The following is a 26173-nucleotide window of genomic DNA, read 5'->3' on the forward strand; positions in this document are numbered from 1 at the left end:
AGCACGTCGACCGTCGCGGCCTCGTCGAGCTCCCCGGTCGGCTCGTCGGTGAGCAGCACGTCCGGCTCGTTCACGAGGGCCACCGCGATCGCGGCCCGCCGATCCGCTCCTGCCCGCCGACCCGCCCCGGCCTACCGAATCGCCGCGGCGCCGCGGTCGGCACTCCCTCCCCGCGGAGGACGCGTCGTGACCGCCGTCCTCGAGGCCGTCGACCTCCACCGCGTCTTCCGGACTCCGGCGGGCGACGCCGTCGGCTGCGCGGGAGTCTCGCTCTCGGTCGCCGCGGGGGAGCTGGTCGTGGTGCGCGGCGCGTCCGGAGCGGGCAAGACCACGCTCCTGTCGATGCTCGCCACGGTGGACCGGCCCACGAGCGGACGGGTGCTCGTCGACGGCGCCGCCGTCGCGGACCTCGACGAGCGGCGGCTCTCGGAGCTGCGGCGCGGCGGTCTCGGCATCGTCTTCCAGGACTTCGCGCTGCTCGAGGACCTGACGGCGCGCGAGAACGTCGAGATGCCGCTGCGCCTGGTCGACACCGACCCGTCCGAGCGGGACGAGCGGGTCACCGCGGCGCTCGCCGCCGTGGCGCTCGACGAGCACGGCGATCAGCGCCCCGACCAGCTCTCCGGCGGGCAGCGCCAGCGCGTCGCGATCGCCCGGGCGCTCGTCGGCCGCCCGCGGCTGCTCGTCGCCGACGAGCCGACCGCCCAGCTCGACAGTGCCACCGCGGCCCGCGTGATCGATCTGCTCGCCACCGCCGTCCGCTCGGGTCCCACGGCCGCCGTCGTCGCGACCCACGACCCGGCCCTCGCCGATCGAGCGGACCTGGTCCTCACCCTCCGAGACGGCCGCGTCGTCTGACGCCGACCCCGCGCATCCGAGCCCGACGCGAGGCCGGTCGCCACCGCGACCGCGCCGGCGTCAGCGCCCGAGCACTCCCGCGTACACCGCCAGGTACTCGTCGACCATCCGGTCCACGGCGAAGCGGCGGCGCGCGGTCGCCCGCACGGCCGCGCGGTCGAGGAGTCCGACCCGTTCAACCGCGGCGACCGCCTCCGCCGCGGAGCCCACCGCGTACCCGGTGACGCCCTCGTCGATGATCTCGGCCATGGATCCGCGGCGGTACGCGATCACCGGCGTCCCGCACGCCATCGCCTCGACGACGGAGAGGCCGAACGGCTCGTCGAAGCCGATCGGATGCAGGAGCGCGAGCGCCCCGCCGAGCACGAGGGCACGCTCCTCCGGCCCGACCGAGCCGCGGTAGACGACGCGCGTCCCATCGACGAGCGGCTCGACCTCCTCGCGCCAGTAGCGCTCGTCCTGCACGATGCCGCAGATGAGGAGGCGGCGCCCGGCCGCGGCGGCGATCCGGATCGCCTCCGCCGTGCCCTTGTCGGGGTGGATCCGGCCGAGGATCACGAGGTCCTCTCCTCCGGATCCGGCGGGGAAGCCGTCCACGTCGATCCCGTGGTGCACCGTCGCCGCGTAGTCGAGCTCGGGGGAGCGGTCGCTGTCCGAGATCGACACCAGGTGCGCGGTGCGCGGGTGCCGCAGCGCCTCGCGGTAGGCGGGCAGGATCTCGGGCCCCGAGAAGCCGTGCACCGTCGTCACGAGTAGCACGGGCCACTGCGCCGCGAGGGCGAGCGGCAGCCAGTCGAGGTGGTTGTGCACCAGGTCGAACTCGCCGGCGCGGTCGAGGACCGCCGCGATGTGCAGCGCCTCCCAGACGCGGCCGTCGCGGCCCGACTCGGCGTAGCCCGTCGGAGCGACCGACTCGAGCGCGGCCGTCGTCACGGAGTCGCCGGTCGCGAAGAGCGTCACGTCGACTCCTCGGCGGACCAGGCCCTCGGTCAGGAGGCTCGCGACCTGCTCCCACGGCCCGTAGTGGCGCGGCGGCGTGCGCCATGCGATCGGCGCGAGCATCGCGATCCGCAGCCCGGCCGCCGGGTCCCCGGGTCCTGCGGTCATCGGGCGGCGACGGCCGCGGGGGCCGCCGGGACGCTCGGCCGAGTCGGCTGCAGGCCGGCCCGCCGCACGACGAGCGAGGTGTGCAGGGCGGCGATCGTCGACTCCGCGCCCCGGTTCTCGTTGCGCCCCTGAGGCTCCAGGCCGTCGTACCCGGCGCCGGAGAGCGGATCGACCATCACGGTCGCGGAGTCGTTGACCCCGTGGAACCAGGCCCAGCAGGAGGCGAGGCCCTCGCGCCAGAGCGGATCCTCGTCGAGCGTCAGGGCGCGGGCGCACGCGGCGGCGATGGCGGCGACCTCGATCGGCTGCTGGTCGAAGAGCACTCCGAGCTCCTCCGGCCCGCGGCCGGCCACGCCCGTCACCGAGAGGCGGCCGTCGCGCGATTCGAGGCCCAGCAGGAAGGCGAGGGCGGCGAAACCGCGCGCGAGCAGCGGCGGATCCTGCAGCGCCTCGCCGGCCGCCAGGAGAGCCTCGGGGACGCAGCCGTTGGCGTAGCGCAGGCGCGCCTCCGGCCAGGGCCAGGCCTGATCCGTGCAGGAGAGGAGCATCGGCGCGGCGTCGTGCAGCAGCTGGACCGCGACCAGCGAGTGCGGGCGGACGGCGACGACCTCGACCGCGCCGAGCACCGCGAACGTCATGGCGCGCAGGTCCGGCGAGCGCTCCTCCGCGAGGTGGAGGAAGAGCCGCATCGCGCGGCGGCGGGTCAGCGGCAGCTCGGCGTGCGCGGCGACGACCCCGGCCGCCCAGACGCTGCGGCCCCACCAGTCTCCGAGCGAGGAGGCGTCGGCCCACTCGCCGTCGGGCGACAGCCGGTTGTGCACGGTGCCGTCCGGCTCCGCGGCCGCCTCGAGGAAGCGGAGGTACTGCTCCGTGAGGCGTCGGGTCCGGAACGTCTGCTCCGGCTCCTGCGCCACCACGATCAGGGCGCGCGAGACGTCGTCGACGCAGTAGCCGTGCTCGGGACGGGGCGCGTCGAGCAGCGCGTGCTCGTGCAGCCCGCGCTCGTCGGTGAGGGCGTCGAGGTGCTCGTAGGGGAGTGCTGTCGCGAGGGCGGGCCCCGCGGTCACGCCGCGTGCTCGATGCGGAGGCGCTCGACGAGATCGAGGTAGAGGCCGGCGGCCGCGGGCCAGGAGAGGGCGGCCGGAGCGGCTGCGGGGGCGGAGTCGGCGAGCACCTCGCGCAGCGCCGCGGCCATCGCGGCGGGGTCCTCGTGCGCGACCGTGCGGCCGCGGCCGTTCCCGAGCAGCTCGAGAGCGTGGGGGAACTCCGTCGCGACCACCCGTCGTCCGGCGGCCAGCGCCTCGACGAGCACTCCGGAGGTGACCTGGTTGCGGGAGTCGTAGGGCAGCAGGACGGCGTCGGCCTCGGCGACCGCCGCGGCGAGCTGCGAGGGATCGAGGTAGCGGCCGTCGAGCACGACCCGGTCCTCGAGCCGCAGCTCGGCGATCAGGTCGGCCAGCGACTCCCGGTAGGCCTCGTCGGCGTGCGCGACGACCTTGGGGTGCGTCTGCCCGTAGACGGTGTAGTGGGCGGAGACGCCGGCGTCGCGCAGGTCGGCCATCGCGCGGATCCCCCACTCGATGCCCTTGCCCGGGCCGATCAGACCCCAGGTGATGATCTGCGGATCCGCGGCGGCGGTGGAGCGGGCGGCCGCGTTCCAGACGGGGACGCCGTGCGCGATGACGACGACGCGCGAGGCGTCCACGTCGTAGCGGCGCTCGAGGATCTCGGCCGCGACGGCCGTCATCACCACGACCGCGTCGGCGAGGGAGGCGACCCGCTCCAGCACGAGGCGCTGCGAGGGGGTCGGCGTCTCCAGCACCGTGTGCAGGACCACGATCACGGGCACGGCCAGCCGCTCCATCAGGGCGATCACCTCGTCGCCGTCGGGTCCGCCGTAGATGCCGTACTCGTGCTGGATGATCGCGACGTCGCAGGAGTCGAGCTCGGCGGCCGCGCGGGCGGTGCTCGCCTGGTCGCCCGCGACGAGCTCGGCCATGACGCTCGTGCCGGGCGTCGATCCGGGCACGGCGAGCTCGTCCATCACGCGGACGGTGCGGATGCCGGCGCCGTGCTCGTCGGCCAGTGCTCCGCCGAGGGCCTCGGTGAAGGTCGCGAGCCCGCACCGCGTGGGCGGGAAGGTCGACAGCAGTCCGACGGTGGTGCCGGATCGCCGGTGCGCGAGGGGGAAGGGGGACTCCATGCTGACTCCAGCCGCGGGGACGCGGAGCCTTCCCGGGGAGGGCGGTCCGCGAACGGGCGAGACGACTGCCGGGCGGCACCCCTCGCGGGATCCGTGTCGGATCCGGTCCACGGCCGGAGGACCGGGCATGAGTAGCGTCACCCTAGTGGGGGTGGATGACGATCCGGGGTCGCCCGAGGCGAGGCTTCGCCCACCGGCCGTCGGGGCGCGGGCTTCGGCGAACGGGGGCGGCGGCCTCGATGACGACCGACGGGAGCGCGGACAGCATGTCGGCGTCGTCGGCGTCGGCGGTCTGGATGACGGCCCCCAGGAACACGGCCGGGGTGGCGTCGACGTCGACGCAGCGGCGGATCAGGAGGCCGGCGCCGCGAGTGGCGTCCTCGCGGCCGTGCCCGGCGGGGAGGACCTACTCGAGGAGGAAGGCGCGCCCGTTGATCAGCAGCGTGTCGCCGTCGGTCGCGGCGAGAACGCCGAACTCGTCGACGGAGCGGGTGGAGTCCCCGGCGGTGTCCGAGGTCGCGGCGACAGCGGGAGTGGCTGCGGCGGCGGTGAGGAGGAGCCCGCAGGCGAGTGCGGTGATCACGGTCGTGCGGTTCATCGGCGTCGTCCTTGGCGTCGTGGTGGGCCGCTTCTCGTGGAGGCGGCGGGAACTGGTTCCGAGCCTAGGGCGCCGAGCCCGTCAACGCCCTGGGTCGTTCCTTGGGTTCAGCTATGAAGTACCGTGCAGCCATGCCCTGGGGACGCCTCTACTTCGCCGTGCAGGCCCTCGGCGGCGCGGCCTGGTGGGTCGCCGTGGCGCTCGTCCCCGCGGTGCGGATCGCGACGCTCGGCAGCCTCGATCCCGTCCCTGTCGCGGCTCTCGACCTCCCGCTGTTCGTCGGCACCTCCGCTCTCGCCGCCGCCGGCATCCGCTGGGCGGCCGTCACCGCGACGGCCTGGACGCTCCTCGTCGCGGTCGCCCTGGCCGTCTGGGCCACCCTGACGGGGGAGGCGGGCTGGGGCGTCGTCGCGATGCTCGCCGCGGCGGGCGGCTCCGTCGTCGCGGCGTGCCTGCTCCTGCTCGGCCGGGTGCCCACGCGCTGGATCGCCTCCGGTCCCTTCACCTTCCGCGTCGCGACCGCCGGCCGCCGGCCCGGATCGCACCTCGCCGCGACCCTCGGGCAGATCGTGGTGTTCTGGGGAGGCGCGCTGGTCGTCGTCCCGCTGGTGATCGCTGGGCTGGAGTCGCGCTGGGGCGTGGGCCTCGGAGCGGCGCCGCCCGCGGTCGTCGGCGTCGGCGTCCTGCTGCTGGTCGCGGCGAGCGCGCTCGGGATCTGGTCGGGGCTCACGATGTCGCTCCTCGGCGACGGCACGCCGCTGCCGATCGCGATGACCAACCGGCTGGTGATCGCCGGCCCCTACCGCTGGGTCCGCAACCCGATGGCGGTCGCCGGCATCGTGCAGGGAGCGGCGGTCGGGATGCTGCTCTCATCGTGGCTGGTCGTGCTGTACGCGCTCCTCGGCGCCGTCGTCTGGAACCAGGCCGTGCGCCCGCTGGAGGAGGCGGACCTCGCCGCCCGCTTCGGAGCCGACTTCGAGCGCTACCGCTCGCGCGTCCGCTGCTGGGTGCCCCGCCGCCCGGAGCCACTGCCGCGCCGGGCGTAGCCGCCGCCGCGGTGCGCTCGTCGAGGCGTTCCGCTCCCGCCGGGACACCGCCGCCAGGCCGGAGTCTCGGCCCGGAGCCACTGCCGCGCCGGGGGTAGCCGCCGCCGCGGTGCGCTCGTCGAGGCGTTCCGCTCCCGCCGGGACACCGCCGCCAGGCCGGCGTCTCGCCGACGAGGGCGGTGTCTCGAGGTGACGGACGCGCCTCTCGCGACGGCGACGCGCCTCGCCCGCCGACCCCGTCACTCCGCGGTGCGCCCGCGCCCCACCACCGCGGCGACCAGCCCCGCCGAGACCGCGGCCAGCGCGACCAGCACACCGCCCACGCCGAGCACCCCCGCCACGAGCGGAGTCGCGAGCGCCAGCGCGACACCGGGGAGCGCCAGGCGCGCGGGCATCGGCTGGTGCTCGCCGAGCGGCGCGTGCACCGCCCACAGGGTCAGGACGAAGACCGCGACCGGCACCGCGACGGCTGCGCCGATCACCGTGTCGGACGCCTCGAGGTGGCCCGCGGTCGCGGCGACGGCCGCCTCCAGCCCGGATCCCAGCGCCGCGAGGGCCGCGAACGCCGCGAAGTGCGCGTAGCCCCAGCGGTAGGAGAGGCCGCGCCGCCGCTCCAGCAGCTCGCCGGAGGGATGCGAGAACGACAGCCACCACAGCGCGAACACGATCACCAGCCCGCAGGCCGCGACCAGCACGAGCGAGGCGCTGACGCCCGCCTCCGTCACCGCCCGCTGCACGCCCATCACCGCCGCGAGGACGCCCTCGCCGAGCAGGATGATCGTGAACAGCCCGTACCGCTCGGCGACGTGGTGCGGATGCCAGTTCGCGTCCCCCGCCCGCTGCGCCCAGAGGGGCACCGCCAGCTCGCAGACGACCAGGAGCAGGAAGCTCACCACCCCGACCTCCTCGGGCAGGAGCAGCCGCAGCAGCCAGCCGACCTGCACGATCGAGAAGCCGACGGCGTTGCGCACGGCGGAGGTACGGTGCTCCGGAGTGGACACGGCGACGCGGATCCACTGGCTCACCAGCGCGAACCGCATGATCGCGTAGCCGATGGTGATCGCCCGGTAGTCGCCCTCCTCGAAGCCGGCCGGCACTCCCGCCGCGAGCACGAGGACGCCGCCCATCTGGGCGAGGGTCAGCAGCCGGTAGGGCACGTCGTCGGTGTCGTACCCGGACGCGAACCAGGTGAAGTTCATCCACGCCCACCAGATCGCGAAGAACACCATGCCGAAGGGGAGGAGCCCCTCGGCGAGGTGCCCCTCCTCGGTCGCGTGGGCGAGCTGCCGGGCGATCTGCGCGATCGCGACGACGAAGGTCAGGTCGACGAGCAGCTCGAGCGGACTCGAGACGCGGTGAGCCTCGTCGATCGCGCGCGGCTGCATCCGCACGCGGAGGGGGTGCGCGGGGGAGGCGGGCATGCGCTCATCCTGCACCCGGAGGGCTTCTCCGCGAGTGCCGCGACCGCCTCCCTCGACCCTCGGCGCGCGCCCTCGCACCGAGTGTCCAGAAGCCGTCGCACTCGAGCGCGAGTGCGACGACCATCGGACACTCGCGGGCAGCCGGACCTCGCGGGGTCGGGCTCACACTCGCCGGGTACGTCGCAGCCGCGCCCCGCGCCGGCCCGCGCAGGGCCCCCGCCTACGATGGGTCGGGATGTCCCCCGAATCCGCGCTCGCCGCCCCGACCCGCGCGTCCCCGGGCGCCCGGCGGTCGCGGCGCGGGCCGCTCCTCGGGCTCGCCCTGGTCGCCGTCCTCGTGGCGACGCGCCTGCTCGCCCCGGACGCGGCGGGCGACGCCCTCTCGGACGCGGTGCGCGACTTCCTCACCCTCTCGATCAGCGTCGTCATCGAGTCGCTGCCGTTCGTGTTCCTCGGCATCGTCCTCTCGATCGCGGTGCAGCTGTGGGTGCCCGAGGCCGTGCTGCTGAGGATCCTGCCCAAGCGGGCGCTCCCGCGGCGGCTCGTGATCTCGCTGCTCGGCGTGCTCCTCCCGGTCTGCGAGTGCGGCAACGTGCCGCTCGCGCGCGGGCTGATCGTCAAGGGCCTCTCGGTGTCGGAGTCGATGACGTTCCTCCTGGCCGCGCCGATCGTGAATCCGATCACCATCGTCACGACCTACCAGGCCTTCGGCTGGGCCGACGGGATCCTCGTCTGGCGCATCGTCGGCGGCTTCGTGATCGCGAACCTCGTCGGCTGGATCTTCAGCCGCCACTCCGAGCCGATGAGCCTGCTCACCGACCGCTTCCGCGCTGCCTGCGAGGCGGGCGAGCGGCCCTCCCGCTCCCTCCGCGACCGCTCCCGGCGCAGCGTGCTGCTGTTCGCCGAGGAGACCGGGGCGATGATGCCGGCGCTGTTCGTCGGCGCCGCCCTCGCGGGGCTGATCCAGGTCGGCGTCTCGCGCGACGTGCTGACCACTCTCGGCGGCGACCCGCTCTGGTCGGTGCTGGCGCTGATGGTCCTCGCGTTCGTCATCTCGATCTGCTCGAACGTCGACGCGTTCTTCGTGCTCTCGTTCGGCTCCACGTTCCTGCCGGGAGGCATCATCGCGTTCCTCGTCTTCGGCCCGATGATCGACGTCAAGATGCTCGCGCTGCTGCGCACCACGTTCTCGGCCGCGACGTTGGTGCGCGTCACCGTGCTGGTCGCCCTCGCCGCCGCCGTGCTGGGACTGGCGGTGAACTATGCGCTCTGAGCGCCTCCTCGCCCGCTGGAAGGGCGTCGTCCTCAGCCTGATCGGCGTCGTCTCGACCCTGTGGCTCGCGGCGACCGGCCGGCTCGGCCTCTACATCCACCCCCGCTACTTCGAGTTCTCGGTGGTGCTCGCCGTGATCGCCGGAGTGCTGCTGATCGCGGCGTTCGCGGTCGTGCCGGGAGCGGAGGAGGACGCCCACGAGCACGAGGACGACGTCGAGCACCTCCACGCCCCCGCGCCCGCCCGCCCCTGGCGCCGGGTGGTCGCGGTCGCGGCCGGAGTCGCGGTGATCGCCTCCGCCGCCGTCGCCCTGCTCGTGCTCCCGCCGGCCGCCCTCACCGCCTCGACCGCGACGCAGCGCGAGGTCAACACGAGCGCCGTCGACGCCTCCGTGACCGCCGCGGCGCCCACCGGCGACACGGCCTCGTTCAGCGTGCGCGACTGGGCGACCCTGCTGCGCCAGGGCGCGAGCGAGCAGTTCCTCGCCGGCCGCACGGCGACGGTGAGCGGATTCGTGACCCCCGACGCCTCCGACCCCGAGAACGTCTTCTACATCGCCCGCTTCGTCGTCACCTGCTGCGCGGTGGACGCGCAGCCGGTGGGCGTGCCGGTCTACCAGGCCGGCTGGGCCGACACCTGGTCGGAGGGGCAGTGGCTGGAGGCGAGCGGCGGCTTCGGCGCGAACCCGAGCGTCACCAGCGCCGAGGCGGTCGTGCTGGAGCCGGAGGCGCTCACTCCGATCGACGAGCCGGCGATGCCGTATGTCTACTGAGCGCGGCGCGTCTCCGGAGCCCGGCGCGTCTCCCGAGTCCGGCGCGTCTCCCGGCGGCGGCACGTCGGCGCAGAGCGGGCGACGGTCCGAAGGCGGCGCGCGGCGGGCTCCCGGCCTCGACTCCGCAGGCGCCTCCCGCTTCCCCCGCCTGTTCTGGGCGGTCGTCGCGGTGCTCGTCCTCGCGGTCGGAGGCCTGACCGCCGCCACCGTCGCGAAGGGGCCCCGGGTCGCCTCCCTCGAGGTCAGCACCGACGGCGTGGTCGAGCGCGACGGCTCCCGAGCCCGCCTGCACCTCGACCAGGCTCTCGAGCCCGACGCACTCGACCGCGTCCGCGTCGCTCCGGACGCCCCGCACACCGCCGAGCTCGACGGCGGCGTGCTCACCGTCACGTTCACCGACACCCTCCGCTACGCCACCCGCTACGAGATCGGGATCGACGACGCCCGCAGCGCCGCGACCGGCTCGGCCGCCGACGTCTCCGCCTCCTTCACCACGAAGGACCCCGACCTCTTCACGCTCGACCGCACCGCCGACGACCCCTCGCAGCCCGACGCCGTCCGCGTCCGCCCGCTCTCCGGAGGCGACGCCCGGGTCCTCGTCACGGCCGACCGGATCCAGGACTACGCCGTCGTCGGCCCGGTGCTGGTCGTCGTGACCATCGAGCCGGACGACACGAACCTCCTCCGCACGGTCACGCTCGACACCGGCTCCGAGGGCGTGATCCCGCTTCCCGGCCCCGGGACCGTGCGCGAGCTGCACTCCTCGCCCGAGAAGGGCGTGCTCGGCTGGACCTTCACCGGGCAGGCGCCGTCGGGCCCGCTCGACCGCGCCCTCTACTCCTACGACCTCACCGACCAGAAGGCCGAGGCGGTCCCCGTGGTCGGGATCGACGGCGGGCCGCTGCGGGCGCGCGACTGGACGTTCGTGCCCGGCACCACCTCGGTCGTCACCCACTCGATTGACGACACGGTGCTCCTGCTCGACCTGCTGACGCCCGGCTCGATCAGCCCGCTCGGGCAGCACGCGGAGCTGCGCGGATTCGTGCCCGGCGCGAACCGGCTCGTGGTCGCCGATCCGGAGTCGGGCTCGCTGATCGACCTGGCCGACGGCTCGGTCGAGACGCTCGCCCTCCCGCCGGCTGACGTGAGCGCGACCGCGTCGCCCGTGCAGATCCTGCTCCTCGACTCCGGGAGCTACGTCGAGCTCGAGGCCGAGTACGCGCCGGAGACGGGGACGACCCAGTACTCCGTCGTCCGCGTCGACGCGTCCGGCACCTCGGAGGTGTTCCGCACCTCGCCGACGGGGCGCATCCGCGGCGTCTGCCTCTCGCCGAACGGGCAGTACCTCGCGGTCGAGACCGTCTCGGTCGAGGGCCGGCCGGACGACTACCCGGGCGAGCCGGGCTTCAGCGCGACCTCGACCGTGCTCGTCGACCTCGGCACCGGCGACACCGCGCGCAGCGTCAACGGGCGGTCGCGCGACTGGTGCGCGTAGGGGGCGGCCTGACGACCGGTTCGTCGACCTGACTGATTGCTGGCGGCTCGGAAGTAGAGATTCGGAAATCTGTCGGTCTGTTAGTACCGGACTTCGAGGCTCTTGCCTGCAGCCTCCGTTTCGACGCAGCGCCTCCGTTTGGGACGGATTCGAAAAGATGCCTCCGTCGTGCCTGTCTTCTCGCGATGTGCATCCGCAACCCGACCACGCGCTACGTGAAAGCGACGTTCGAACTCGGCGAGCACGTGCTCGCCTCCCTCCACAAGGGAGACGCCGTGATCGTCGTCGGCTACGAGCGCACCGTCGCCTGGGGCGGAGGCGAGAACCGCCGCACCGGCCGCGTCCTCGAAGCCGACGCCATCGGCCCCAACCTCCGCCCGACCGCCCCCGTCGTCACCACCACCACCACCACCCAGCGCGCACCCCGCCGCAGCGCCGCCCCCGCGGCTGAGTAAGTTGGTCGGCATGTGGGACGGGATCGCTCTGCTGCTGGCCGTGACGGGCGCCGCGTTCGTCGTCGCCGGTGTCGTGCCGCTTCATCGCGACTCCGAGCTCCACTCCGCGCAGGTGTCAAAGGTCGCGGTGGACAAGCGCGCCCGGACCCGCGGCGCTCTTCTGGCGGCAGTTGTTCTCTTCTCCGCAGCGGCCGTCGCACTCCTCGCCGGGACGGCCTGAGCCCCTAATCCGAGCCGTCCGCGATACGGAGCACGTAGAGGATGACGTGATCCTCCGGAATCACTGCGCACTACGTGGATGCGAAGTTCGAGCTGGGCGAGCACGTCGTCGCCTCCCTCCACCGGGAAGACGCCGTGATTGTCGTCGGCTACGAGCGCACCGTCTCCTGGGGGCGAGGAAGGGAACCGCCGCGCCGGTCGCGTACTCGAGGCCGATGCAATCAGGCCCAATCCCACCCGGCGACCGCCGTCGTCACTACCGCGCCGCGCTCAGGGTGCGGCCGCACTTCACCGGTCGAGAACTTGACCGCAGACGCAGCCGCTCCTTTCGCCCCAGACTCAACCGAAACCCAGGAAGAACAAAAATTCGATCGGGGGCGAGAAGCTAATCGGGCTGGATCGAAAATCGGCGGCCCTGACGTACGATCCCCTCCGCCGGGACAGTGCGGACGCTCACAGTAAGGGGGTAAACCCGACCACAGCGGCCCCCAGTGGCCCCCAGGACGCTTATTTGATCCACCGGCCGACCGGAATGACCAGAGAGTCAACTTAGGCGCTTCAAATCGCTGCAGAACCGAGCGAGAAACCGATCAGAGCTGTACGCTGAGGCTCGTACACGCAAAGACCCCTGTCAGCGAACGCTGACAGTACAAGTCAGCGGCTGCAGGGGTCAGAACGGATTTTCGGCCAGAGAATCGTCCTGATCTTAACCCGGCCCTGGTGGGTGTGGTCAACTGTCCACGCCGACCAGTGCTGGGAGCCGTGCGTGAAAGGAGGCCTCTCGTGGCCAATCTGCTCACCCCCGGCTCCCCCGCTCCCGGAAGCGGCCAGTACCGGATCGTCGGACCGCGCGGAGGTGACCGCGGAGGTGCCGAGCGCACCAGCATTCAGAACAATCCGCTGCCGCCCACCCCCCACGCGGGCGACCGCTACGTGTACGTGGATGCCACCAATAACGGGGCCGGCAAGCGCCGCTAGGCGCGTAGTGGGCAGAGAGGGACCATGCCGATCGGTGCGGTCCCTCTCTGTCGTTGAGATCTCTTTAGAGCTGAGGGTTGGACTCAGCGGTAGTCGCGACAATCCGAAGACGCCTCGTGGCGGTCGCAGCCGAGGTTCGTGGCCGAGATTCGGTGCATCCCGGTCGGTCGTAGGTTCCCGGCATTGAAGGCGCCCTCGGCTCGAGCGCGCCGTCCCCTGGAGGGAGGGCGAGAACCGCCGCACCGGCTGTGTACTCGAGACCAATGCGATCAGCCCCAACCTCACCTGCGCAACCGCCGTCGTCACCACCCCTACTCAGCGCGCACTGCGCCGTAGCGTCGCACACGCAGCCGGCTGACAGAGGTTGAGTGCCGTGCTTGCGCTACGGGATTTAGCGACCGCGTCGTTCGATTTAGTCGTCCGGGAGCCCGTTCTGATGCCAACCGACGTTTCCGTCACTCGGGCCGGCGGAACTCTCGTTTCCGCCGGGAGCGGGTCGAGCCTCTTCGTAATCAGGCCGGGCCATTTTTGCCTTCCGTAAAGATGCCGATGGATGAGTTGAAGTTTGCGTCATCACCGTGGGTGAGGTGGCCAAGGGTGTCGTCACCGGTGCCGTAGAGGGCGCTGAGGTTCGTGCCCATCTCGTCATCGTCCGAGTCGCCCGAACCGGCAGTGCTGTCGTCGTAGTCAGGTCGTGGCATTTCAGCTCCAAAGGGTCTCTGCTGCAAATACAAGCGTCAGTGCAGCCGCGGCAAGAGCGAGCGCCGCGAAACCGACCCACACCCATGTCGCTCGAGCGCGGAGGTCGGTCTCGCGTGCACGCAACACCGTGGCCTTGTCCCGCACCATCTGTTGTTCAACTTGTGAAGCTGACTGGGTGGAGTCGATGTAGCGATCGACTAGACGTTGTGCTTCGATGCCGCGCCTCTTGCCGGGGCGCACGGCGACAGCTGCGCAGGTGAGCGAAACGCACGCCAGAGCGAGGGCAAGCACGCCGAAAGTTGCTGCGACCCTCCACACTTGCGCCGTTGATGCTGCGATGAGAACGCCAGCAGAGACAGCAAGAAACGACGCTTTCCCGATCACGCTCGCGGTCCGCTCTGCCGCATCGGCACCGAGTTTGTCGAGCTCTTCGTTAATGAGGCGGACTCGTGCGAACTGGGCGCGACCAGCCTCAGCGGCACTCGTTTTCACGCTGGCTTTGTTCACGCCACCACAATACGAGGTACCTCCGACAGCGTAGGGATGGCACGCGTCTACCCGCCGAGGCGCGTTGCCGAGGCGTGTCAGGCGCGAGGAGCGGGATCTTCGCCTATCCGTGAGGGGTGGTCCCCTCACGCTCCCCGTGTCCTGTTCCGGGGCGCGAGCTGCACTCGCGCAGCGGCGACGGAGCGCCGCCAAGGGGAGGCCGCGATGCGGGCCCGTTCCACCCGTTTTCTTCACCTCTCCGCGGTTTCAACCTATTTCGCTCCACCGGCTCCGTGCCACCGAGAGCGGACGCGCCCTGCGGGCTTATTTCGCCCGCTCTCGGTGTCACTGCGCCGCCTCCACTCAAACGGTTTTCCCCGCCGGAGAGGCAAAGAAAAACGATCAGTCAGAGGGAGCACCCACACCGTGCAGACCGCCACCGACTTGCAGACCACCGCGAAGACCTACCTCACGCTCGCGAAAACCCGCGCGGTTGACGTCCGCGTCGTGGGCACCGACCCCAAGACGACGCCCTCGGTGCACGTCACCCGCCGTAAGTCCGGGGTCTGGGAAGCGTGGCACTCCGACCAGCTGCACGGCATCACCAGCGGTTCGTTCCGCCACTGCATCACTTACGCCCGCCGCGCAGCGATCCGCCGCGTCGCCCCGTTCCTGAACCGCTGAGAGGACCACACCATGACCCGCACCGACACCGGCCGCGCCACGGCCGAACAGCTCGCGCTCATCCTCGCGATCAGCCGCGACGAGGACCCGGAGAACACCACCGCGACCGACGCGGAGATCCTCGCGCACACCCGCAACACGCTCGGACTGCCGGGGGAGTGCGGACCCGGCGGGATGACTGTCTACGACGACGGCACCGCCGAGGCCGCCGCGCTGATCGCGTTCCTGACGCCCGCCGAGTAGTGCGGGGGAGGGGCCGGCCTTCGGGCCGGCCACGAGGGGTGACCCCCTCGCGCTCCCCGGTGTCCCGCCGGAGGCGGGGCGCGAGCTCCGCACGCGCAGCGGTGACGGAGCACCGCCGGCGGGAGCCGCTACGCGGCAGGTCCTTTGCTCGTCTGGTTACTGGCCTGGTTCGCGCTCGGCATCGCGTTCCTCGTGGGACACGCGGTCATGCGTGGTCATCGGTCGCGAGGAAGTCAGACCTTTGGCGCCCAGATGTCGGCTACGCCGGCTTGCAGGCGCATCTCGCCGAGCTTCAGTTGCTTGCGGAGACGAAGTCGGGTGTAGGGAACCAGGACCACCAGCGCGATGCCTTCCCGATGTTCTGACTCGACTCGGATGGCGTCACCACTCCCGCTGATCGTGACCACGCTGACGTACGCGACCGCCCGTAACGACTGCCGGTTCTCTCTGCTCGCACGCCGGAGCTCGTCGAGGTCCGCCTGGGACGAGTTGTTCCCTTGTCCTGGCGCCGGCTCCACCATGCTCAGAACGCTGCGCCCGTCGGTGTCGATCGAGGCGGAGAACGGGCCGAGCTCACCGCGCTTTCCGAGAGCTTCGACTGCGCGGGTCATCGTCAGGTCGAGCAGGCCGTCGAGATCCTCTTGCGCTTCGGCTGACGCCGTTTCACGCCACATCATCATCTGCACACAGTGCCACAGCCCGCAGTCTCGGTCGCGTAGACGGCGAAGGCCACACCCGTTTCCCCGTTCGGGGGCGCGAGCTGCGCTCGCGCAGCGGTGACGGAGCACCGCCGGCGGGAGCCGCTACGCGGCCGGATTACCCGTTTTCCTTACCTCGTTGCTCGGGCGGTTCCGGCGCAGTCGTAGTGTGTCGATCGTCCGAGGACGGCGGACATGGCTCAGCTGTTTTCGCCGCTGTGACGGCTCGTGAAGAATGGCCGCCCGCCGTCCACCCGATGGTTCGACCGCTAATTGAGAGAAGCGATAGATCGCTGCGTAAGGAAAAGTCGGCGTGACCATCACTACCACACGAGGGAAGTGAAGGGAGCGGCCATGCCGCAGATCTGGGCCGGGATCGATGCGGGGAAGGGGCACCATCACTGCGTCGTCATCGACGCCGACGGCGCCAAGCTCCATTCCACTCGCGTCGCCAACGATGAGGCGGCGCTGCTCGAGCTGATCGCTACGGTCACGGATCTCGCCGGCGACGACGAGTGCCTATGGGCGATCGACCTCAGCAGTGGGGGAGCGGCACTGATCCTCGGGCTCCTCGCCGCCCACGACCTGCCGGTCGTCTACATCCCCGGTCACGCCGTGCACCACGCCGCGAAGGCGTACCGCGGCGACGGGAAGACCGACGCGAAGGACGCGGCGATCATCGCCGACCAGGCGCGCATGCGCCGGGACCTGCAACTACTGACCGTCGCGGATGAGACTCGCATCGAGCTGCGCGCGCTGACCGCGCACCGGAAGGACCTCGTCTGCGACCGGACGAGGGCCATCAATCGGCTCCGCGGGCACCTGCTCGAGTACTTTCCCGCGCTCGAGCGTGCCTTCAACTACTCCGCCAGCCGCGCCTCACTCCTCTTACTTACCGGCTACGCCACTCCGGACGCGATCCGGAAGATGGGGGAGTCGCGCCTAGCCCGGTGGCTTCGAGCGCAAGGCTGCCGGAGCGCGGTCGCGACCGCCGCCACCGCGGTCATTGCCGCGAAGAGCCAGCAGAGCGTGCTCCCCGGGCAGGCGATCGCGGCTGAACTGGCCCGCCGGCTCGCCCTCGACGTCATCGCTCTCGAAAGCCGCATCACAGAGATAGACCAGCTCATCGCAACGCGCGTCGAGACCAGCCGTGCCGCCGAGCTCTTGCGCTCGATGCCGGGCTTCGGTCCGCTGCTCGCAGCCGAGTTCCTCGCGTCGGCCGGCGCGGACCTGAGCGTCTACGTCAGCGCCGACCGACTGGCCGGCGTCGCCGGGCTCGCGTCGGCTCCGCGTGACTCGGGCAAGATCAGCAGCAATCACCACCGGCCACGCCGCTACGACAGACGGCTGCTGCGCGCCTGCTACCTCGCAGCGATGGTCAGCGTGCAGCAGAAGACCGAGTCGCGAGTCATTTACGACCGCAAGCGCGCCGAGGGGAAGTCGCACAAGCAGGCCATCCTCGCCCTCGCGCGGCGCCGCCTCGACGTCATCTGGGCGATGTTTCGCGATGACCGCCCCTATAGTTCACCGATCAAGGAAGGTCGGGGTGCTACCCCGGTCTCCTCTAGTCGCACAGGTCTTCGTCAACTACTGGAGCCTACTCAGGGAGATTCTGGCTTGAGTGAAGGTGTTGTCCCGTTGAGCGACCGTTCGTTCGTTCCAATATCTTCCTGACCGGAGTTCGTCTCTCCCGCACTTGGAACTGGCGCCCGAGCTCCGTCCAATGCGTCCATCGCCCGAACGCCCATTCTTCGCGGAATACATCCATTCGAAGGTGCCGCTCGCACCATTGAGCGGCGAGGTCGGCCAGGAGCTCTGGCGCCGCAGGTGCGCCCGACACAGTGAGGTCTCGGGACGGATCCGCGCCGTGGTGGTCGGCGACCAGCCATCGGTCTCCCCACGAGCCTTCAACCAGGGGAACCCCGTGGTAATCCTCAGTGCACGCCACCCAGAGCACCGTCATGCCGCCGGATAGGCCCGGCACGTCGATGCGAGCCCAGACCGTGTCGGGGGAAGCGTCGAAGCTGGTGTCGCTCGGCTGCACGTCCGTATCCCATGCGGCAGCGCGGAGGCTCAGTTGCGTCAGGAATGCACGGGTGAACGAGCTTGTGGATGGAGGCAGCTCGTCCATCGAGAACCACTCGGCCGTCGTCATCATCAGATTATGCGTCACTTCGACCAGCGGGGGCGCAAGACCGGCTGGCGCTGGCTGATGGAGCCTGCGGCACTGTTGACAACCTGATTGAGATTCTTCACCTCTCCGCGGTTTCAACCTATCTCGCTCCGTCGGCTGCGTGCCGTCTCTCTCGGACGCGGTCGCATGCTCCCTTATTTCGCCCGAGAGAGCCGTCCCTCCGCCGACTCCACTCAATTGGTTTTCACTCGCCGGAGAGGAAAAGAAAAACGATCAGGAAGACGACAAAAGCCCCGTAGTTGGACTAGAACCACGGGACTCGTCACCTTCATGGTCGCACACCGATCAAGGAGAAACCATCGTGACTATCACCACCGGAACCGGGACCGTTCAGCACATCGACCCGACCGCCCTCGTGATCGAGGCGAACGTCCGCACCAGCGCCCCGCTGACGAAGGACTTCATCGCGTCGATCCGCGAGAACGGCGTCATCACCCCGGTCCTCGCCCGCCGCGACGAGCACGGCAACGTCATTGTCCGCGCCGGACAGCGCCGCACCCTTGCCGCCCGCGAGGCCGGGGTCGCCACGATCCCGGCCTACGTCGTGGAGGGCGACGAGACGACCGCGGACCGGATCGTTCAGCAGATTATCGAGAACGACCAGCGCGCCGAGCTTTCGGTCGCGGACCGCACCGCCGCGTGGGCGCAGCTCGCGTTCGAGGGCGTGTCCGCCGCGGCGATCGCCAAGCGCACCGGCACCAAGACCGACGCGGTGAAGAAGGGGCTCGCGGTCGCGGAGTCCGCGACCGTAACGTCCGTTCTCCACGAGCACGAGCTGACCCTGGACCAGGCAGCGGTGCTGTTGGAGTTCGAGGACGACGCCGACGCCCGCGCAACCCTGATCGAGGTCGCCACCCACGACCCCGCCCAGTTCGAGCACACCGCGCAGACCCTCCGCGACGAGGCCGCGCACCAGGCGCTCCTCGCAGCGACCGCCGCCGAGTAGACCGGCAACGGCTTCCAGATCCTCACCCGCTCCGACGCCTACGGCGACCAGGCGACGTGGACGCCCATCCGGCAGCTGCGCGGCGAGGACGGGAAGAGCGTCACCCCGGATCAGGTCGCGGCCGTTCCCGGGCGCGGAGTGCTCATCGACACCAGCTGGCGCGGCGAGGTCGAGGTCACTCTCCTCGTCCAGGACCCCACCGCCGCCGGATTCACCTACGCCTACGGAGCCCCCGAGCAGCCGCAGACCGAGGAGGAGGCCGAGGAGGAGCGTGCCGAGAAGTCCGCGGAGCGGAAGGTGCTCATCGCCAACAACAAGGCGTGGAACGCGGCCGAGAAGGTGCGCCGCGAGTGGATCGCGACGTTCCTCGCCCGCAAGACCCTCCCCAAGGACGCGGATCGCGTCATCGCTCTCGGCCTCACCACGCACCGGTTCGCGGTGTCGTCGGGGATGAGCAACGGCAGCGATCTCGCGCACGCGCTGCTGCGCATCGAGTGCCCGTCCGGCTACCGCGCCGACGCCCTCGCAGCGCTGGTCGAGGCGAACCCCGCGAAGGCCCGCCTGGTCGCGCTGGCCGTCGTGCTCGGAGGCCAGGAGGCGCACACGAGCAAGGAGTCCTGGCGCCGCGGCGACGAGCGCACGGCCGAGCACTTCCGTCAGCTCGCTGCCTGGGGATACGCGCTCTCCCCGGTGGAGCAGGTCGTCACCGGCGACAGCACCCCCGCCGACGCCGCAGGGCTCAGCTAGCCCCTCCGGCGGGGACCGGCTCGCGCCGGTCCCCGCCCCCTCCTCTTCTCCCACTGCTGCACAGGAAGGCCCGACCATGACCACCACGACCACCGCACCCCGCCCCGCCCACCGCTTCGACCCGTACCAGGAGGACCCGACGCTGCGAGCGGCCGAGGTCGCCGTCGACGCCGCAGCCGCGTCCGGTGACGCCGAAGCGACCGCCGCCGCAGCGCGAGCGCTGATCGTCGCCGAGGCCGCTTACGGCTGGCCCACCGCGACCGCCCTCGTCTTCAAGTACGAGACGACCGGCCCCATCGCCCACGTCTGGGGACTGTGGAAGGTCCTCGACGCCGACCGCCAGGTCCTCCGCGAATGGGACCAGGAGCCCGGCGACATGACGGACGAGTCCGAGGAGGAACTGATCGCCCTCGACCTCATCAGCAACCGCCGCGCGACCCTCGACTACACCGACTTCCCAAAGCCCATCGGCTCCACGACCCTGATCCTCCATACGCTCGCGCTCTGAGTGCGTGCGCGGGCCGACCCGAAACGGGCCGGCCCGCACGAGGGGGAGAACCCCCTCGACCCCCCCCGGTCACGCGCGTGGAACGGCCACCCACGCTCGAGCGGTAGTCAGCGGCGAGGACGCGGCTTGTACTTCTTCCCCGCGCGGATGTTCCGGTTCTCGATCACACGGACTACCGCCAGGCCGGCGGCCAGGAGGACGATCAGCGCCCACCCGAGCACGTTCAACCACGTCCCGGAGAACGCCGCGTAGGTCTGCTCACCGGCGATGGAGAACAGCATCAGCGACAACCCGAACCGCACCATGCCGTTGCTGATCAGCGCAGCACGCGCGAGTTTCGTCCGGGGCTTCGGCAGGCGCCCACCCTTCCACCCAAGGCTGGACCTGTTTACAGAGTGAAGTCGCGCCTTTGGCGCGCCTCGCTAAAGTGCAGCCAGCGCGTTGTACATGCGCGCATAACTTGCCATACGAGGATCCGTGAATCGATAGACGCCTTTCGCGGTTCGAGTGAGTATCGACTTCCCATCGTCTGAGACGAGCCGAATCAGGAAATTATTCAGCGACCCTTGAGAAATGGAACCGCTGGTGATTCTGTCGATTGCTTCGCGCAGGCTCGCGGCGTTGAACTCTTCCGAATCTAACGATGCTGCCGCAAGCACAATGTTTCGATACATGTCGGTGCCGGCGGACCGCGTGGCAGCTTCATAGTCTCGCTTCAGTGTGCCTTCCGCGTCCCGGACCGCGGTTGTTAGTGCATCCTTCAAGTGATGCTCGTCAATTTCGGTGCGATCGGCGGCCACCGCCTCCTCTGCGCACTTAAGGGCAATTAAATGAGTGAAGTGCGGATACCCCGCACTCAGGCGCACGATCGCCTTTGTCAGGGATTCAGTGAAATTAAGCCCAGCCTTTGGCCCGCCTGTTGTAATAATCTCTGTCAGTTCCGCGGTCGACATGCGATTGAGCTTTGTTTCCCGCAGGCACCGCTGCACGGACGGGTGCGCCGCTGTGAGTTCCTCGCCAGTCTCGCTAATCCCGACGATCATCACCTTCAACTTTGAACCAGAGTCGCTAAGGAGCTTGATGAGCTCGGCGAGCTTCCGGCGATCCTCCGGGTTTCCGATAGCGTCCGCTTCGTCCACGATGAGCAGGCCCTCAAGATGTGCAATGGCTTCCGCTACTGTGGAAGGGCTGAGTGAATGGCTCGCGGCATAGTTGGCGACAATGGACTTGGCAAGGGTACCCTTCGCCACCTTGGCGTCGAGGGTACCGCTCTTGTCATCCTGCTCCGTCACGGCGACCAATGTGAGATCTGCACCTACTTCCGCGAGAGGCCCCTTGAGGATCGATTCGAAGGTGTCAGAGTTATCGCAGCGTTTCGTCCAGACTTTTGCTTCGATCAAGCCCGAGATCAGCACGGAGGCGACGTTAGCAATCGAACTTTTTCCTACGCCACGCTCCCCGTAGAGAAGGACATGCTGGCCCGGGGTGTTGAGTGTCTCGATAAGGCTGCGCACTTCTGTCTGGCGACCGAAGAGGAGATCTGATTCCCCGATAGGCTGGTGTGGAGTGAAAATGTTCCGGACGCCTGAATCGGCGATCTTCTTCTCGCGCTCAAGCCCGAACATCTGGTTCAGGCTGGGGAACTGGTTCGACATAGCTAGAGCTTAGCGAGAGGATGCGACTGCTACTCAGTGCCGAGGGGGTCGTGTTCGAAATTTGCGAGGTTCGCGATCGTGCTCACGTTGCTGGTCCTCGACCTGCTCCCCGGCGAGCACAATCACCACCGGTGAGGAGCTGCCGGGCGACTGTTCCGCCTACATCGCCTACCTCGCCTCGTTTTCACCACCGCCGCGATCTGGCTCTCCCACCACCAGACCTGGATCCGACTCAAGCGCATCGGCACGAAGGTGCTCGTGCTCAGCATCGCACTGCTCCTCAGTATTGCCTTCGTACCCCGACCGACCGTCCTCCTCGCCAACTCACTGCGCGACGGAAACCACGAGGAACAGCTCGCAGCCGCCGTCGTCTACGCGATTGTAATCCTCCTGATCGGCACCAGAGATGCACGTCCTTCAGGATCGGTGCCACAGACAGCTCATCCCACCGGGTGTGCCAGCGTCGTCACGTCTCGACCGCACATGCGTGCTACTTCGCCGTTAGAGCAATGATCGTTGCCGCCACTGTCGGCGCGCCGAAAATCAAGCCGAACACCGAGCACCCGGCCGCTATTTCCTTTGCGCGATTTTTCGACGTCTCGTTGAAACCGCTGCTCAGTGCAAATGTGTTGAAGACCTCCTTGAAGATGAGGCAGATCGCCGACACGCTCCCAAAGAGCACGGCAAACCACGTCGCTTGAGTCCACCCCGTGTCGTTCGCCGCGGGCGTCGTGCCGACGGCCGGCGTTGCAGTCCTCTGGGCGCCGCCAGTATCCGCCGTGGGCGTCGCGCTGGAGGCGGACGTTGCAGCGGTTTCACCGCTACCCGTGTTGAGCGATGTGAAGAAGACGACCACTCCCAGCAGAAGGAGGAGCGCGGCGACCGCAGCTGCAGCAACCCACCACGCGCGTTTCTGCGACTGCATCGGCGGCGGCGGGGTTGTCGCCGACGCCGGAGGCGTCATCGTCCACGTTCCAGTGGTCGTCACACCTGCCCAGTTTGTTTTTGTCCAGGTACCGGTACTCGCTGGCGAAGTCATGGAGAGAAAGTATCGAAGAAGGGCGCAGCTCGTAGCAGTCGGAGTGACGGAAGCCTGCCCGCCGGCGGGCCGTCCCGTTAGGGAATGGTTGACCGGCCATCGTCGGCCTGTCGTCACTGCTGGCGTCGTGCGTGCTTCGAGCGTGCGGCCCAGTCGTACGGCAGGTCCTGGGGAGGTCGGTCGCCGACGACGGCCGAGAGTGCTCTGAGGTAGTGGTCGCCGGTCCGGACGAGGGCGATGGTTCGGGGTCGGTAGCCGAGCGGACGTTCGTGCCAGATCGCTTTCGCGTCCACTTCCCAGAGGGAGAGCCAGTTGCGAGTGAGTGCGTAGGGGACGCCCACCCACATCGCGCTGTACTTCTTGCGGCGTTCGATGCTGACCAGGGTCTTCGGGTCGAGGAAGGTGGCCAGCAGCCCCGAGGTGGTGTCCAGATCGATCGCGGTGCGATCGGCGGGCGGGTGAGGGGGCCACTCCGGTTGGGTGCGCGAGAATCGTGCTTCCCAGGACCGACTCGGTCGCGCCCGCTCGATCTCCGCGAGACGGACGGCGGCGTACCCGTCGAAGAAGCCGCCGGTCATCGTCTCCGCGAGGAGCGCCCACTTCCGACCCACACCGACGACGAACCCGTCGATCGACCATCGGTTCCCGAATGCGAATCGGACCGTGACATGCGTCTGGTCACGTTGCGCTGTGGTCAGCAGTGCTCGGATCTTCTTCCTAGAGGACACCAGCACAGTCTGCCGACTGAGAGGAGCCCTCGCTTAACCGGCCGCGCTCGGCCGCGGCATCCCGGATGGGGGTCGTCATCCGGCCGCCCAGGATGGCCGCGCATGAGACCGGAATCTCGCGGCGCTGTTTGTCGCAATAGACCCGCCCGATGAGATGCCCGATGGTGGGGCGTCAACTGACACACTGAGCGCACGGTCGCTCGTGGGATACGCCCGCGTCTCAACCGACAAGCAGGATGCGACCGCGTAGCGCGACGCGCTCCGGGCGGCCGGCGTCCCATCCGATCGGATCTACGCCGACTCGGGTCTGACCGGCCGGAACCGCGAGCGTCCCGCGCTACGAGAGGCGCTGGCTGCGTGCAACGCCGGATCGACTCTGCTCGTGACGAAGCTCGACCGGCTCGCGCGGTCCATCACAGACCCTCGCGACATCGTTGATGAGCTGACCCGCCGCGGGGTGAAGCTCAGCATCGGGGGATTGGTCCACGATCCGGAGGATTCGATCGGCCGGCTGCTGTTCGACGTGCTCGCGATGGTCGCGGAGTTCGAGGGGGATCTGATTCGTGCCCGCACTCGTGAGGGGATGAAGGTCGCGAAGGCCAAGGGGCGTCTGCGTGGCCGTCAGCCGAAGCTGTCGCCGAAGATCGAGGCGCATCTGGTCGCAGAGCATCGTGCCGGGAACTGCACCGTTGCCGAGTTCGCGGCGGAGTTCAAGGTCGCGCGGTCGACGGTCTATCGGGCGGTGCAGCGGGCTGATGCGCGCGCCGCTGGCGCTGTCGCCCTGGCGCTGCCGACGGAGGGCGCGTGATGTCGGGGGCGGAGAGGGTACCTGCGCTGGTGCCGGAGAGGGTGGAAGTGCTGCCCGGGTGGTCTGCGCGTACACGTGTTCTCAGCACCGGGTGGGGAACTCTCGCCCAGGCGATCGCCTGTATCTGGCTCTTCGTCGGGTTCGCGGTCCTTCCTCCGGGTTCGCGTCTGCCCCTTTTCGTACCGCTGGTGCTGTTCTTCGCCGCTCTCGCTTGGTCGATGATCTGTCTCGCGATCGGCACGTCCAGGGTCACCGGTGAGAAGGAAGCCGGTTACACGACCCTGGGGCTCGGGCGCATCGCGGTTGCTGCGGTTGATGCGAGAACGGGCGTCGTCCTGCGGGCGGCCGACGAGCCGCACTGCCGACTCGTCGGCCGGGTCCGGCACTCCACTGCCGACGCGTCCGCCGCTCAGTCGAACCGCGCGCCCTCCGGCCGCGGCGGCAGCACGAACAGGATCAGCAGGAACACGTAGCCGGCGATCGGCACGAGGATCGCGAGGATCCACAGCCCGCTGCGGTTCACGTCGTGCAGTCGCCGCCAGATCAGCGAGAGCGACGGGAGGAACGTCGCCAGCGCGATGGCGCCCGCGGCGAGCGACACCCAGAAGGTCTGGAACGGCGCGCCGCTCGGGTACGGGGTCAGCGTGAAGTCGAGGCGCCACGGACCGCCGTCGGCCAGCTGCAGCAGCGCCGTGAGGACGCTGCCGAGGAGGATGATCCACCAGTACTCGGCCCGGCTCGCCCTCCCGCGGAAGCGGAGGTAGTTGCCGAAGAAGCGGCGGAGCGCCGCCATCGGCGGAGCCCCGTAGTAGGGGAGGGTCAGCGGCGGCTCGAGGGTGCTCGGGCTCATCGGGTTCCGTCTCTCATCCCTCGACCGTATCCCCTGCTCCCCGGGGCGCCGCGTCGTCCGCGCGGACGACATCCCCGTCTTCGCGCCGGGGGAACGCCGCTGCGTTCACGAGGCCGGAGGCCGCCGTGTTCACAACGGAGGAAGAACGTTCCGACTGGAGCGTGAACACGCGGATCGGCGCGCGCCGGAACGCGTTCTTCCTCCGTCGTGAACAGGCTCAGCGAGTAGGGACCGCCTCCGCCCGCACCGCCGCCGTCGCCCGGGCGTCGACGATCAGGCTGACGACGAGCCCCACGGCGACGATGACGATCGCGACCCACGGCAGCACGTCGAGCCCGCTCGCGTCGATCGCCAGTCCGCCGACGACCGCGCCGCCGCCGATGCCGATGTTGAACGCCGTCGTCTGGAGCGCCGCGGCGAGGCTCCGCAGCTGGAAGGAGGAGGTGCGCAGCATCCGGGTCTGCAGCATCGCCGGGATGCCGCCGAACGCGATGTTCCAGATCACCGCGGCGACGACCACGGCCGTGGCGGCGCCGGTGCCTGCGGCGACGGCCAGGCCCGCGAGCGCCAGGACGACCGCGATCGCGGCGACCACGAAGCCCGAGCGGGGGAACCGGTCGGTCGCGAAGCCGGCCAGGACGAGTCCGACCGCCCCTGCGCCGCCGAACGCGAAGAGCACGAGCGGCACCGTGTCGGGGGCGAAGGAGGCGTTCTCGAGCCAGGGCGTGATGTAGGTCGAGAGGGTGTTCTGGCCGATCAGCACCAGCAGGATGACGACGCAGACGCCGATGATGCGCGGGAGCGTCCGGTCCTTCCGCGCGGGCAGGCGGATCTCGCCGGTCCGCAGCGGGATGTGGTGGTCGACCGCGGGCAGGAACTTCACCACGATCAGCGCGAGCACGAGCACGACGCCGCCGAGGATCGCGAAGGTGGGCCGCCAGCCGAACGCGTGCCCGAGCGCCGTGCCCAGGGGGACGCCGAGGACGAAGGCCGCGGATCCGCCGCCCGCCGTGATCGCGGTCGCGCGGCCGAGCTGCTCTGGAGCGACGAGGTGAGCGGAGTAGGCGGCGACGATCGCCCAGAAGAGGCCGTGGGCGAGCCCGCCGAGGATGCGGGCGCCGATGAGCAGCCCGAAGGTGGGGGCGAGCGCGGCGAGGACGTTGGCGACCGCGATGGTGCACAGCGCCACGAGGAGGAGGCTCTTGCGCGAGAAGCGCTGGGTCACGAGGGTCAGCGGAGTCGTCGCGACGACGACGGTCGCGGCGAAGATCGTGACGAGCTGGCCGGTGAGCGAGATGCTCACCCCGAGGTCGCGCGACATGTCGGGGATGAGCCCGGTCGGGAGGAACTCGCTCGTCACGGAGACGAAGACGGCGCCGGCGAGCGTGAGCAGGCCGATCCAGGGGAAGGCGGGGGCTTTCGCGGTGTCCTGAGGGTTCACGGTGTCCTGAGGTCGGGGG

General features: G+C 70.0%; 27 protein-coding genes and 2 pseudogenes. 15 read left to right on the forward strand and 14 right to left on the reverse strand.

The genetic code is table 11. The annotated features are described in order from the left end of the window. Window positions 1–186: 186 nt before the first annotated feature. The gene (locus tag C5C59_RS16015) at window positions 187–858 is read left to right on the forward strand and encodes an ABC transporter ATP-binding protein (RefSeq protein ID WP_181134927.1); all 672 of its coding nucleotides are present in this window, start codon (window positions 187–189) and stop codon (window positions 856–858) included. A 60-nt stretch (window positions 859–918) separates the two neighbouring features. Here the strand turns inward: C5C59_RS16015 and C5C59_RS16020 are convergent, their stop codons facing one another. The 4 genes from C5C59_RS16020 to C5C59_RS16035 all read right to left on the reverse strand — a co-directional run bounded on the left by C5C59_RS16020 (window position 919) and on the right by C5C59_RS16035 (window position 4766). Further along, complete coding sequence (locus C5C59_RS16020; protein WP_258062809.1) at window positions 919–1965, reverse strand: glycosyltransferase family 4 protein; 1047 nt, start codon at window positions 1963–1965, stop codon at window positions 919–921. Then, a complete protein-coding gene (locus C5C59_RS16025) occupies window positions 1962–3032 on the reverse strand; it encodes a glycosyltransferase (protein ID WP_181134928.1) in 1071 nt (356 codons plus the stop codon). Before C5C59_RS16025 ends, C5C59_RS16020 begins: the two co-directional genes overlap by 4 nt. Next, window positions 3029–4168: a glycosyltransferase gene (locus C5C59_RS16030; protein WP_104239568.1), complete on the reverse strand. Its 1140-nt coding sequence runs from the start codon at window positions 4166–4168 to the stop codon at window positions 3029–3031. The genes C5C59_RS16025 and C5C59_RS16030 overlap by 4 nt, the downstream gene beginning before the upstream one ends. A gap of 406 nt (window positions 4169–4574) precedes the next feature. Next, window positions 4575–4766, reverse strand: a complete 192-nt coding sequence (locus tag C5C59_RS16035) for a hypothetical protein (protein WP_104223384.1) — start codon at window positions 4764–4766, stop codon at window positions 4575–4577. 131 nt (window positions 4767–4897) lie between these two features. Between C5C59_RS16035 and C5C59_RS16040 the strand changes: the two genes are divergently transcribed. Then, the gene (locus C5C59_RS16040; RefSeq protein WP_104239567.1) at window positions 4898–5812 is read left to right on the forward strand and encodes an isoprenylcysteine carboxylmethyltransferase family protein; all 915 of its coding nucleotides are present in this window, start codon (window positions 4898–4900) and stop codon (window positions 5810–5812) included. A 239-nt stretch (window positions 5813–6051) separates the two neighbouring features. Here the strand turns inward: C5C59_RS16040 and C5C59_RS16045 are convergent, their stop codons facing one another. Further along, on the reverse strand, window positions 6052–7233 hold the full coding sequence (locus C5C59_RS16045) for a low temperature requirement protein A (protein ID WP_219812501.1): 1182 nt from the start codon (window positions 7231–7233) through the stop codon (window positions 6052–6054). Window positions 7234–7468: 235 nt separating this feature from the next. On the opposite strand from C5C59_RS16045, the gene C5C59_RS16050 reads away from it, so the two are divergent. From C5C59_RS16050 to C5C59_RS16075, 6 genes are all read left to right on the forward strand, one after another. Next, window positions 7469–8506, forward strand: coding sequence for a permease (locus C5C59_RS16050; protein ID WP_104239566.1), 1038 nt, complete (start codon window positions 7469–7471; stop codon window positions 8504–8506). Beyond that, on the forward strand, window positions 8496–9278 hold the full coding sequence (locus tag C5C59_RS16055) for a TIGR03943 family putative permease subunit (protein WP_104239565.1): 783 nt from the start codon (window positions 8496–8498) through the stop codon (window positions 9276–9278). Before C5C59_RS16050 ends, C5C59_RS16055 begins: the two co-directional genes overlap by 11 nt. After that, window positions 9268–10773, forward strand: coding sequence for a hypothetical protein (locus C5C59_RS16060; protein WP_104251322.1), 1506 nt, complete (start codon window positions 9268–9270; stop codon window positions 10771–10773). The genes C5C59_RS16055 and C5C59_RS16060 overlap by 11 nt, the downstream gene beginning before the upstream one ends. Window positions 10774–10958: 185 nt before the next feature. Continuing rightward, window positions 10959–11228 (forward strand): hypothetical protein, encoded by a 270-nt coding sequence (locus tag C5C59_RS16065; protein WP_104239410.1) that lies wholly within the window; start codon window positions 10959–10961, stop codon window positions 11226–11228. A 10-nt stretch (window positions 11229–11238) separates the two neighbouring features. After that, complete coding sequence (locus C5C59_RS16070; RefSeq protein WP_104251323.1) at window positions 11239–11448, forward strand: hypothetical protein; 210 nt, start codon at window positions 11239–11241, stop codon at window positions 11446–11448. A gap of 782 nt (window positions 11449–12230) precedes the next feature. After that, complete coding sequence (locus C5C59_RS16075; RefSeq protein ID WP_104239412.1) at window positions 12231–12425, forward strand: hypothetical protein; 195 nt, start codon at window positions 12231–12233, stop codon at window positions 12423–12425. A gap of 512 nt (window positions 12426–12937) precedes the next feature. Here C5C59_RS16075 and C5C59_RS16080 read toward each other — a convergent pair. After that, on the reverse strand, window positions 12938–13126 hold the full coding sequence (locus C5C59_RS16080; protein WP_104239413.1) for a hypothetical protein: 189 nt from the start codon (window positions 13124–13126) through the stop codon (window positions 12938–12940). A 1-nt stretch (window position 13127) separates the two neighbouring features. After that, window positions 13128–13634, reverse strand: a complete 507-nt coding sequence (locus tag C5C59_RS17090; protein ID WP_146082885.1) for a hypothetical protein — start codon at window positions 13632–13634, stop codon at window positions 13128–13130. 405 nt (window positions 13635–14039) lie between these two features. Between C5C59_RS17090 and C5C59_RS16085 the strand changes: the two genes are divergently transcribed. Together C5C59_RS16085 and C5C59_RS16090 are read left to right on the forward strand one after the other, a co-directional pair. Then, complete coding sequence (locus C5C59_RS16085; protein WP_104239414.1) at window positions 14040–14297, forward strand: hypothetical protein; 258 nt, start codon at window positions 14040–14042, stop codon at window positions 14295–14297. 12 nt (window positions 14298–14309) lie between these two features. After that, window positions 14310–14540, forward strand: a complete 231-nt coding sequence (locus C5C59_RS16090) for a hypothetical protein (RefSeq protein WP_104239415.1) — start codon at window positions 14310–14312, stop codon at window positions 14538–14540. Window positions 14541–14773: 233 nt separating this feature from the next. Here the strand turns inward: C5C59_RS16090 and C5C59_RS16095 are convergent, their stop codons facing one another. After that, window positions 14774–15220 (reverse strand): hypothetical protein, encoded by a 447-nt coding sequence (locus C5C59_RS16095; RefSeq protein ID WP_146082886.1) that lies wholly within the window; start codon window positions 15218–15220, stop codon window positions 14774–14776. Between the two features lie 372 nt (window positions 15221–15592). Between C5C59_RS16095 and C5C59_RS16100 the strand changes: the two are divergent. The 4 genes and pseudogenes from C5C59_RS16100 to C5C59_RS16115 form a co-directional block, all read left to right on the forward strand. Further along, window positions 15593–16759: pseudogene (locus tag C5C59_RS16100) on the forward strand (IS110 family transposase); the annotation flags it as partial. 974 nt (window positions 16760–17733) lie between these two features. After that, the gene (locus tag C5C59_RS16105; RefSeq protein ID WP_181134929.1) at window positions 17734–18378 is read left to right on the forward strand and encodes a ParB/RepB/Spo0J family partition protein; all 645 of its coding nucleotides are present in this window, start codon (window positions 17734–17736) and stop codon (window positions 18376–18378) included. Between the two features lie 138 nt (window positions 18379–18516). Next, the gene (locus C5C59_RS16110) at window positions 18517–19125 is read left to right on the forward strand and encodes a hypothetical protein (RefSeq protein WP_104239418.1); all 609 of its coding nucleotides are present in this window, start codon (window positions 18517–18519) and stop codon (window positions 19123–19125) included. A 76-nt stretch (window positions 19126–19201) separates the two neighbouring features. After that, window positions 19202–19633 carry a hypothetical protein gene (locus C5C59_RS16115; RefSeq protein WP_104239419.1) on the forward strand — a complete coding sequence of 144 codons (432 nt, stop codon included), beginning with the start codon at window positions 19202–19204 and terminating at the stop codon, window positions 19631–19633. A gap of 107 nt (window positions 19634–19740) precedes the next feature. On the opposite strand, the gene C5C59_RS17410 is transcribed toward C5C59_RS16115, so the two are convergent. From C5C59_RS17410 to C5C59_RS16135, 4 genes are all read right to left on the reverse strand, one after another. Then, on the reverse strand, window positions 19741–19914 hold the full coding sequence (locus C5C59_RS17410) for a hypothetical protein (protein ID WP_181134930.1): 174 nt from the start codon (window positions 19912–19914) through the stop codon (window positions 19741–19743). Between the two features lie 141 nt (window positions 19915–20055). Further along, complete coding sequence (locus tag C5C59_RS16125; protein WP_104239421.1) at window positions 20056–21288, reverse strand: ATP-binding protein; 1233 nt, start codon at window positions 21286–21288, stop codon at window positions 20056–20058. Window positions 21289–21778: 490 nt separating this feature from the next. Next, window positions 21779–22276 (reverse strand): hypothetical protein, encoded by a 498-nt coding sequence (locus C5C59_RS16130; RefSeq protein ID WP_146082887.1) that lies wholly within the window; start codon window positions 22274–22276, stop codon window positions 21779–21781. 164 nt (window positions 22277–22440) lie between these two features. Further along, on the reverse strand, window positions 22441–22938 hold the full coding sequence (locus tag C5C59_RS16135) for a hypothetical protein (RefSeq protein ID WP_104239423.1): 498 nt from the start codon (window positions 22936–22938) through the stop codon (window positions 22441–22443). 271 nt (window positions 22939–23209) lie between these two features. On the opposite strand from C5C59_RS16135, the pseudogene C5C59_RS16140 reads away from it, so the two are divergent. Next, window positions 23210–23863, forward strand: a pseudogene (locus C5C59_RS16140) (recombinase family protein). 409 nt (window positions 23864–24272) lie between these two features. Here the strand turns inward: C5C59_RS16140 and C5C59_RS16150 are convergent. Together C5C59_RS16150 and C5C59_RS16155 are read right to left on the reverse strand one after the other, a co-directional pair. Beyond that, window positions 24273–24713, reverse strand: a complete 441-nt coding sequence (locus C5C59_RS16150; protein WP_181127784.1) for a DUF805 domain-containing protein — start codon at window positions 24711–24713, stop codon at window positions 24273–24275. A 217-nt stretch (window positions 24714–24930) separates the two neighbouring features. Next, window positions 24931–26173 (reverse strand): MFS transporter (locus C5C59_RS16155; RefSeq protein ID WP_219812278.1); only part of this gene is annotated, 1243 nt, incomplete at its 5' end.

Source organism: Rathayibacter sp. AY1F4 (assembly GCF_002931775.1).
GTDB lineage: Bacteria > Actinomycetota > Actinomycetes > Actinomycetales > Microbacteriaceae > Rathayibacter.

Coding starts and splice junctions, on each gene's coding strand:
- C5C59_RS16020 (WP_258062809.1), bottom strand. CDS start 1,965: ATGACCGCAGGACCCGGGGACCCGGCGGCCGGGCTGCGGATCGCGATG.
- C5C59_RS16030 (WP_104239568.1), bottom strand. CDS start 4,168: ATGGAGTCCCCCTTCCCCCTCGCGCACCGGCGATCCGGCACCACCGTC.
- C5C59_RS16035 (WP_104223384.1), bottom strand. CDS start 4,766: ATGAACCGCACGACCGTGATCACCGCACTCGCCTGCGGGCTCCTCCTC.
- C5C59_RS16040 (WP_104239567.1), top strand. CDS start 4,898: ATGCCCTGGGGACGCCTCTACTTCGCCGTGCAGGCCCTCGGCGGCGCG.
- C5C59_RS16045 (WP_219812501.1), bottom strand. CDS start 7,233: ATGCCCGCCTCCCCCGCGCACCCCCTCCGCGTGCGGATGCAGCCGCGC.
- C5C59_RS16050 (WP_104239566.1), top strand. CDS start 7,469: ATGTCCCCCGAATCCGCGCTCGCCGCCCCGACCCGCGCGTCCCCGGGC.
- C5C59_RS16055 (WP_104239565.1), top strand. CDS start 8,496: ATGCGCTCTGAGCGCCTCCTCGCCCGCTGGAAGGGCGTCGTCCTCAGC.
- C5C59_RS16060 (WP_104251322.1), top strand. CDS start 9,268: ATGTCTACTGAGCGCGGCGCGTCTCCGGAGCCCGGCGCGTCTCCCGAG.
- C5C59_RS16065 (WP_104239410.1), top strand. CDS start 10,959: ATGTGCATCCGCAACCCGACCACGCGCTACGTGAAAGCGACGTTCGAA.
- C5C59_RS16070 (WP_104251323.1), top strand. CDS start 11,239: ATGTGGGACGGGATCGCTCTGCTGCTGGCCGTGACGGGCGCCGCGTTC.
- C5C59_RS16080 (WP_104239413.1), bottom strand. CDS start 13,126: ATGCCACGACCTGACTACGACGACAGCACTGCCGGTTCGGGCGACTCG.
- C5C59_RS16090 (WP_104239415.1), top strand. CDS start 14,310: ATGACCCGCACCGACACCGGCCGCGCCACGGCCGAACAGCTCGCGCTC.
- C5C59_RS16095 (WP_146082886.1), bottom strand. CDS start 15,220: ATGATGATGTGGCGTGAAACGGCGTCAGCCGAAGCGCAAGAGGATCTC.
- C5C59_RS16115 (WP_104239419.1), top strand. CDS start 19,202: ATGACCACCACGACCACCGCACCCCGCCCCGCCCACCGCTTCGACCCG.
- C5C59_RS17410 (WP_181134930.1), bottom strand. CDS start 19,914: ATGCTGTTCTCCATCGCCGGTGAGCAGACCTACGCGGCGTTCTCCGGG.
- C5C59_RS16125 (WP_104239421.1), bottom strand. CDS start 21,288: ATGTCGAACCAGTTCCCCAGCCTGAACCAGATGTTCGGGCTTGAGCGC.
- C5C59_RS16150 (WP_181127784.1), bottom strand. CDS start 24,713: ATGAGCCCGAGCACCCTCGAGCCGCCGCTGACCCTCCCCTACTACGGG.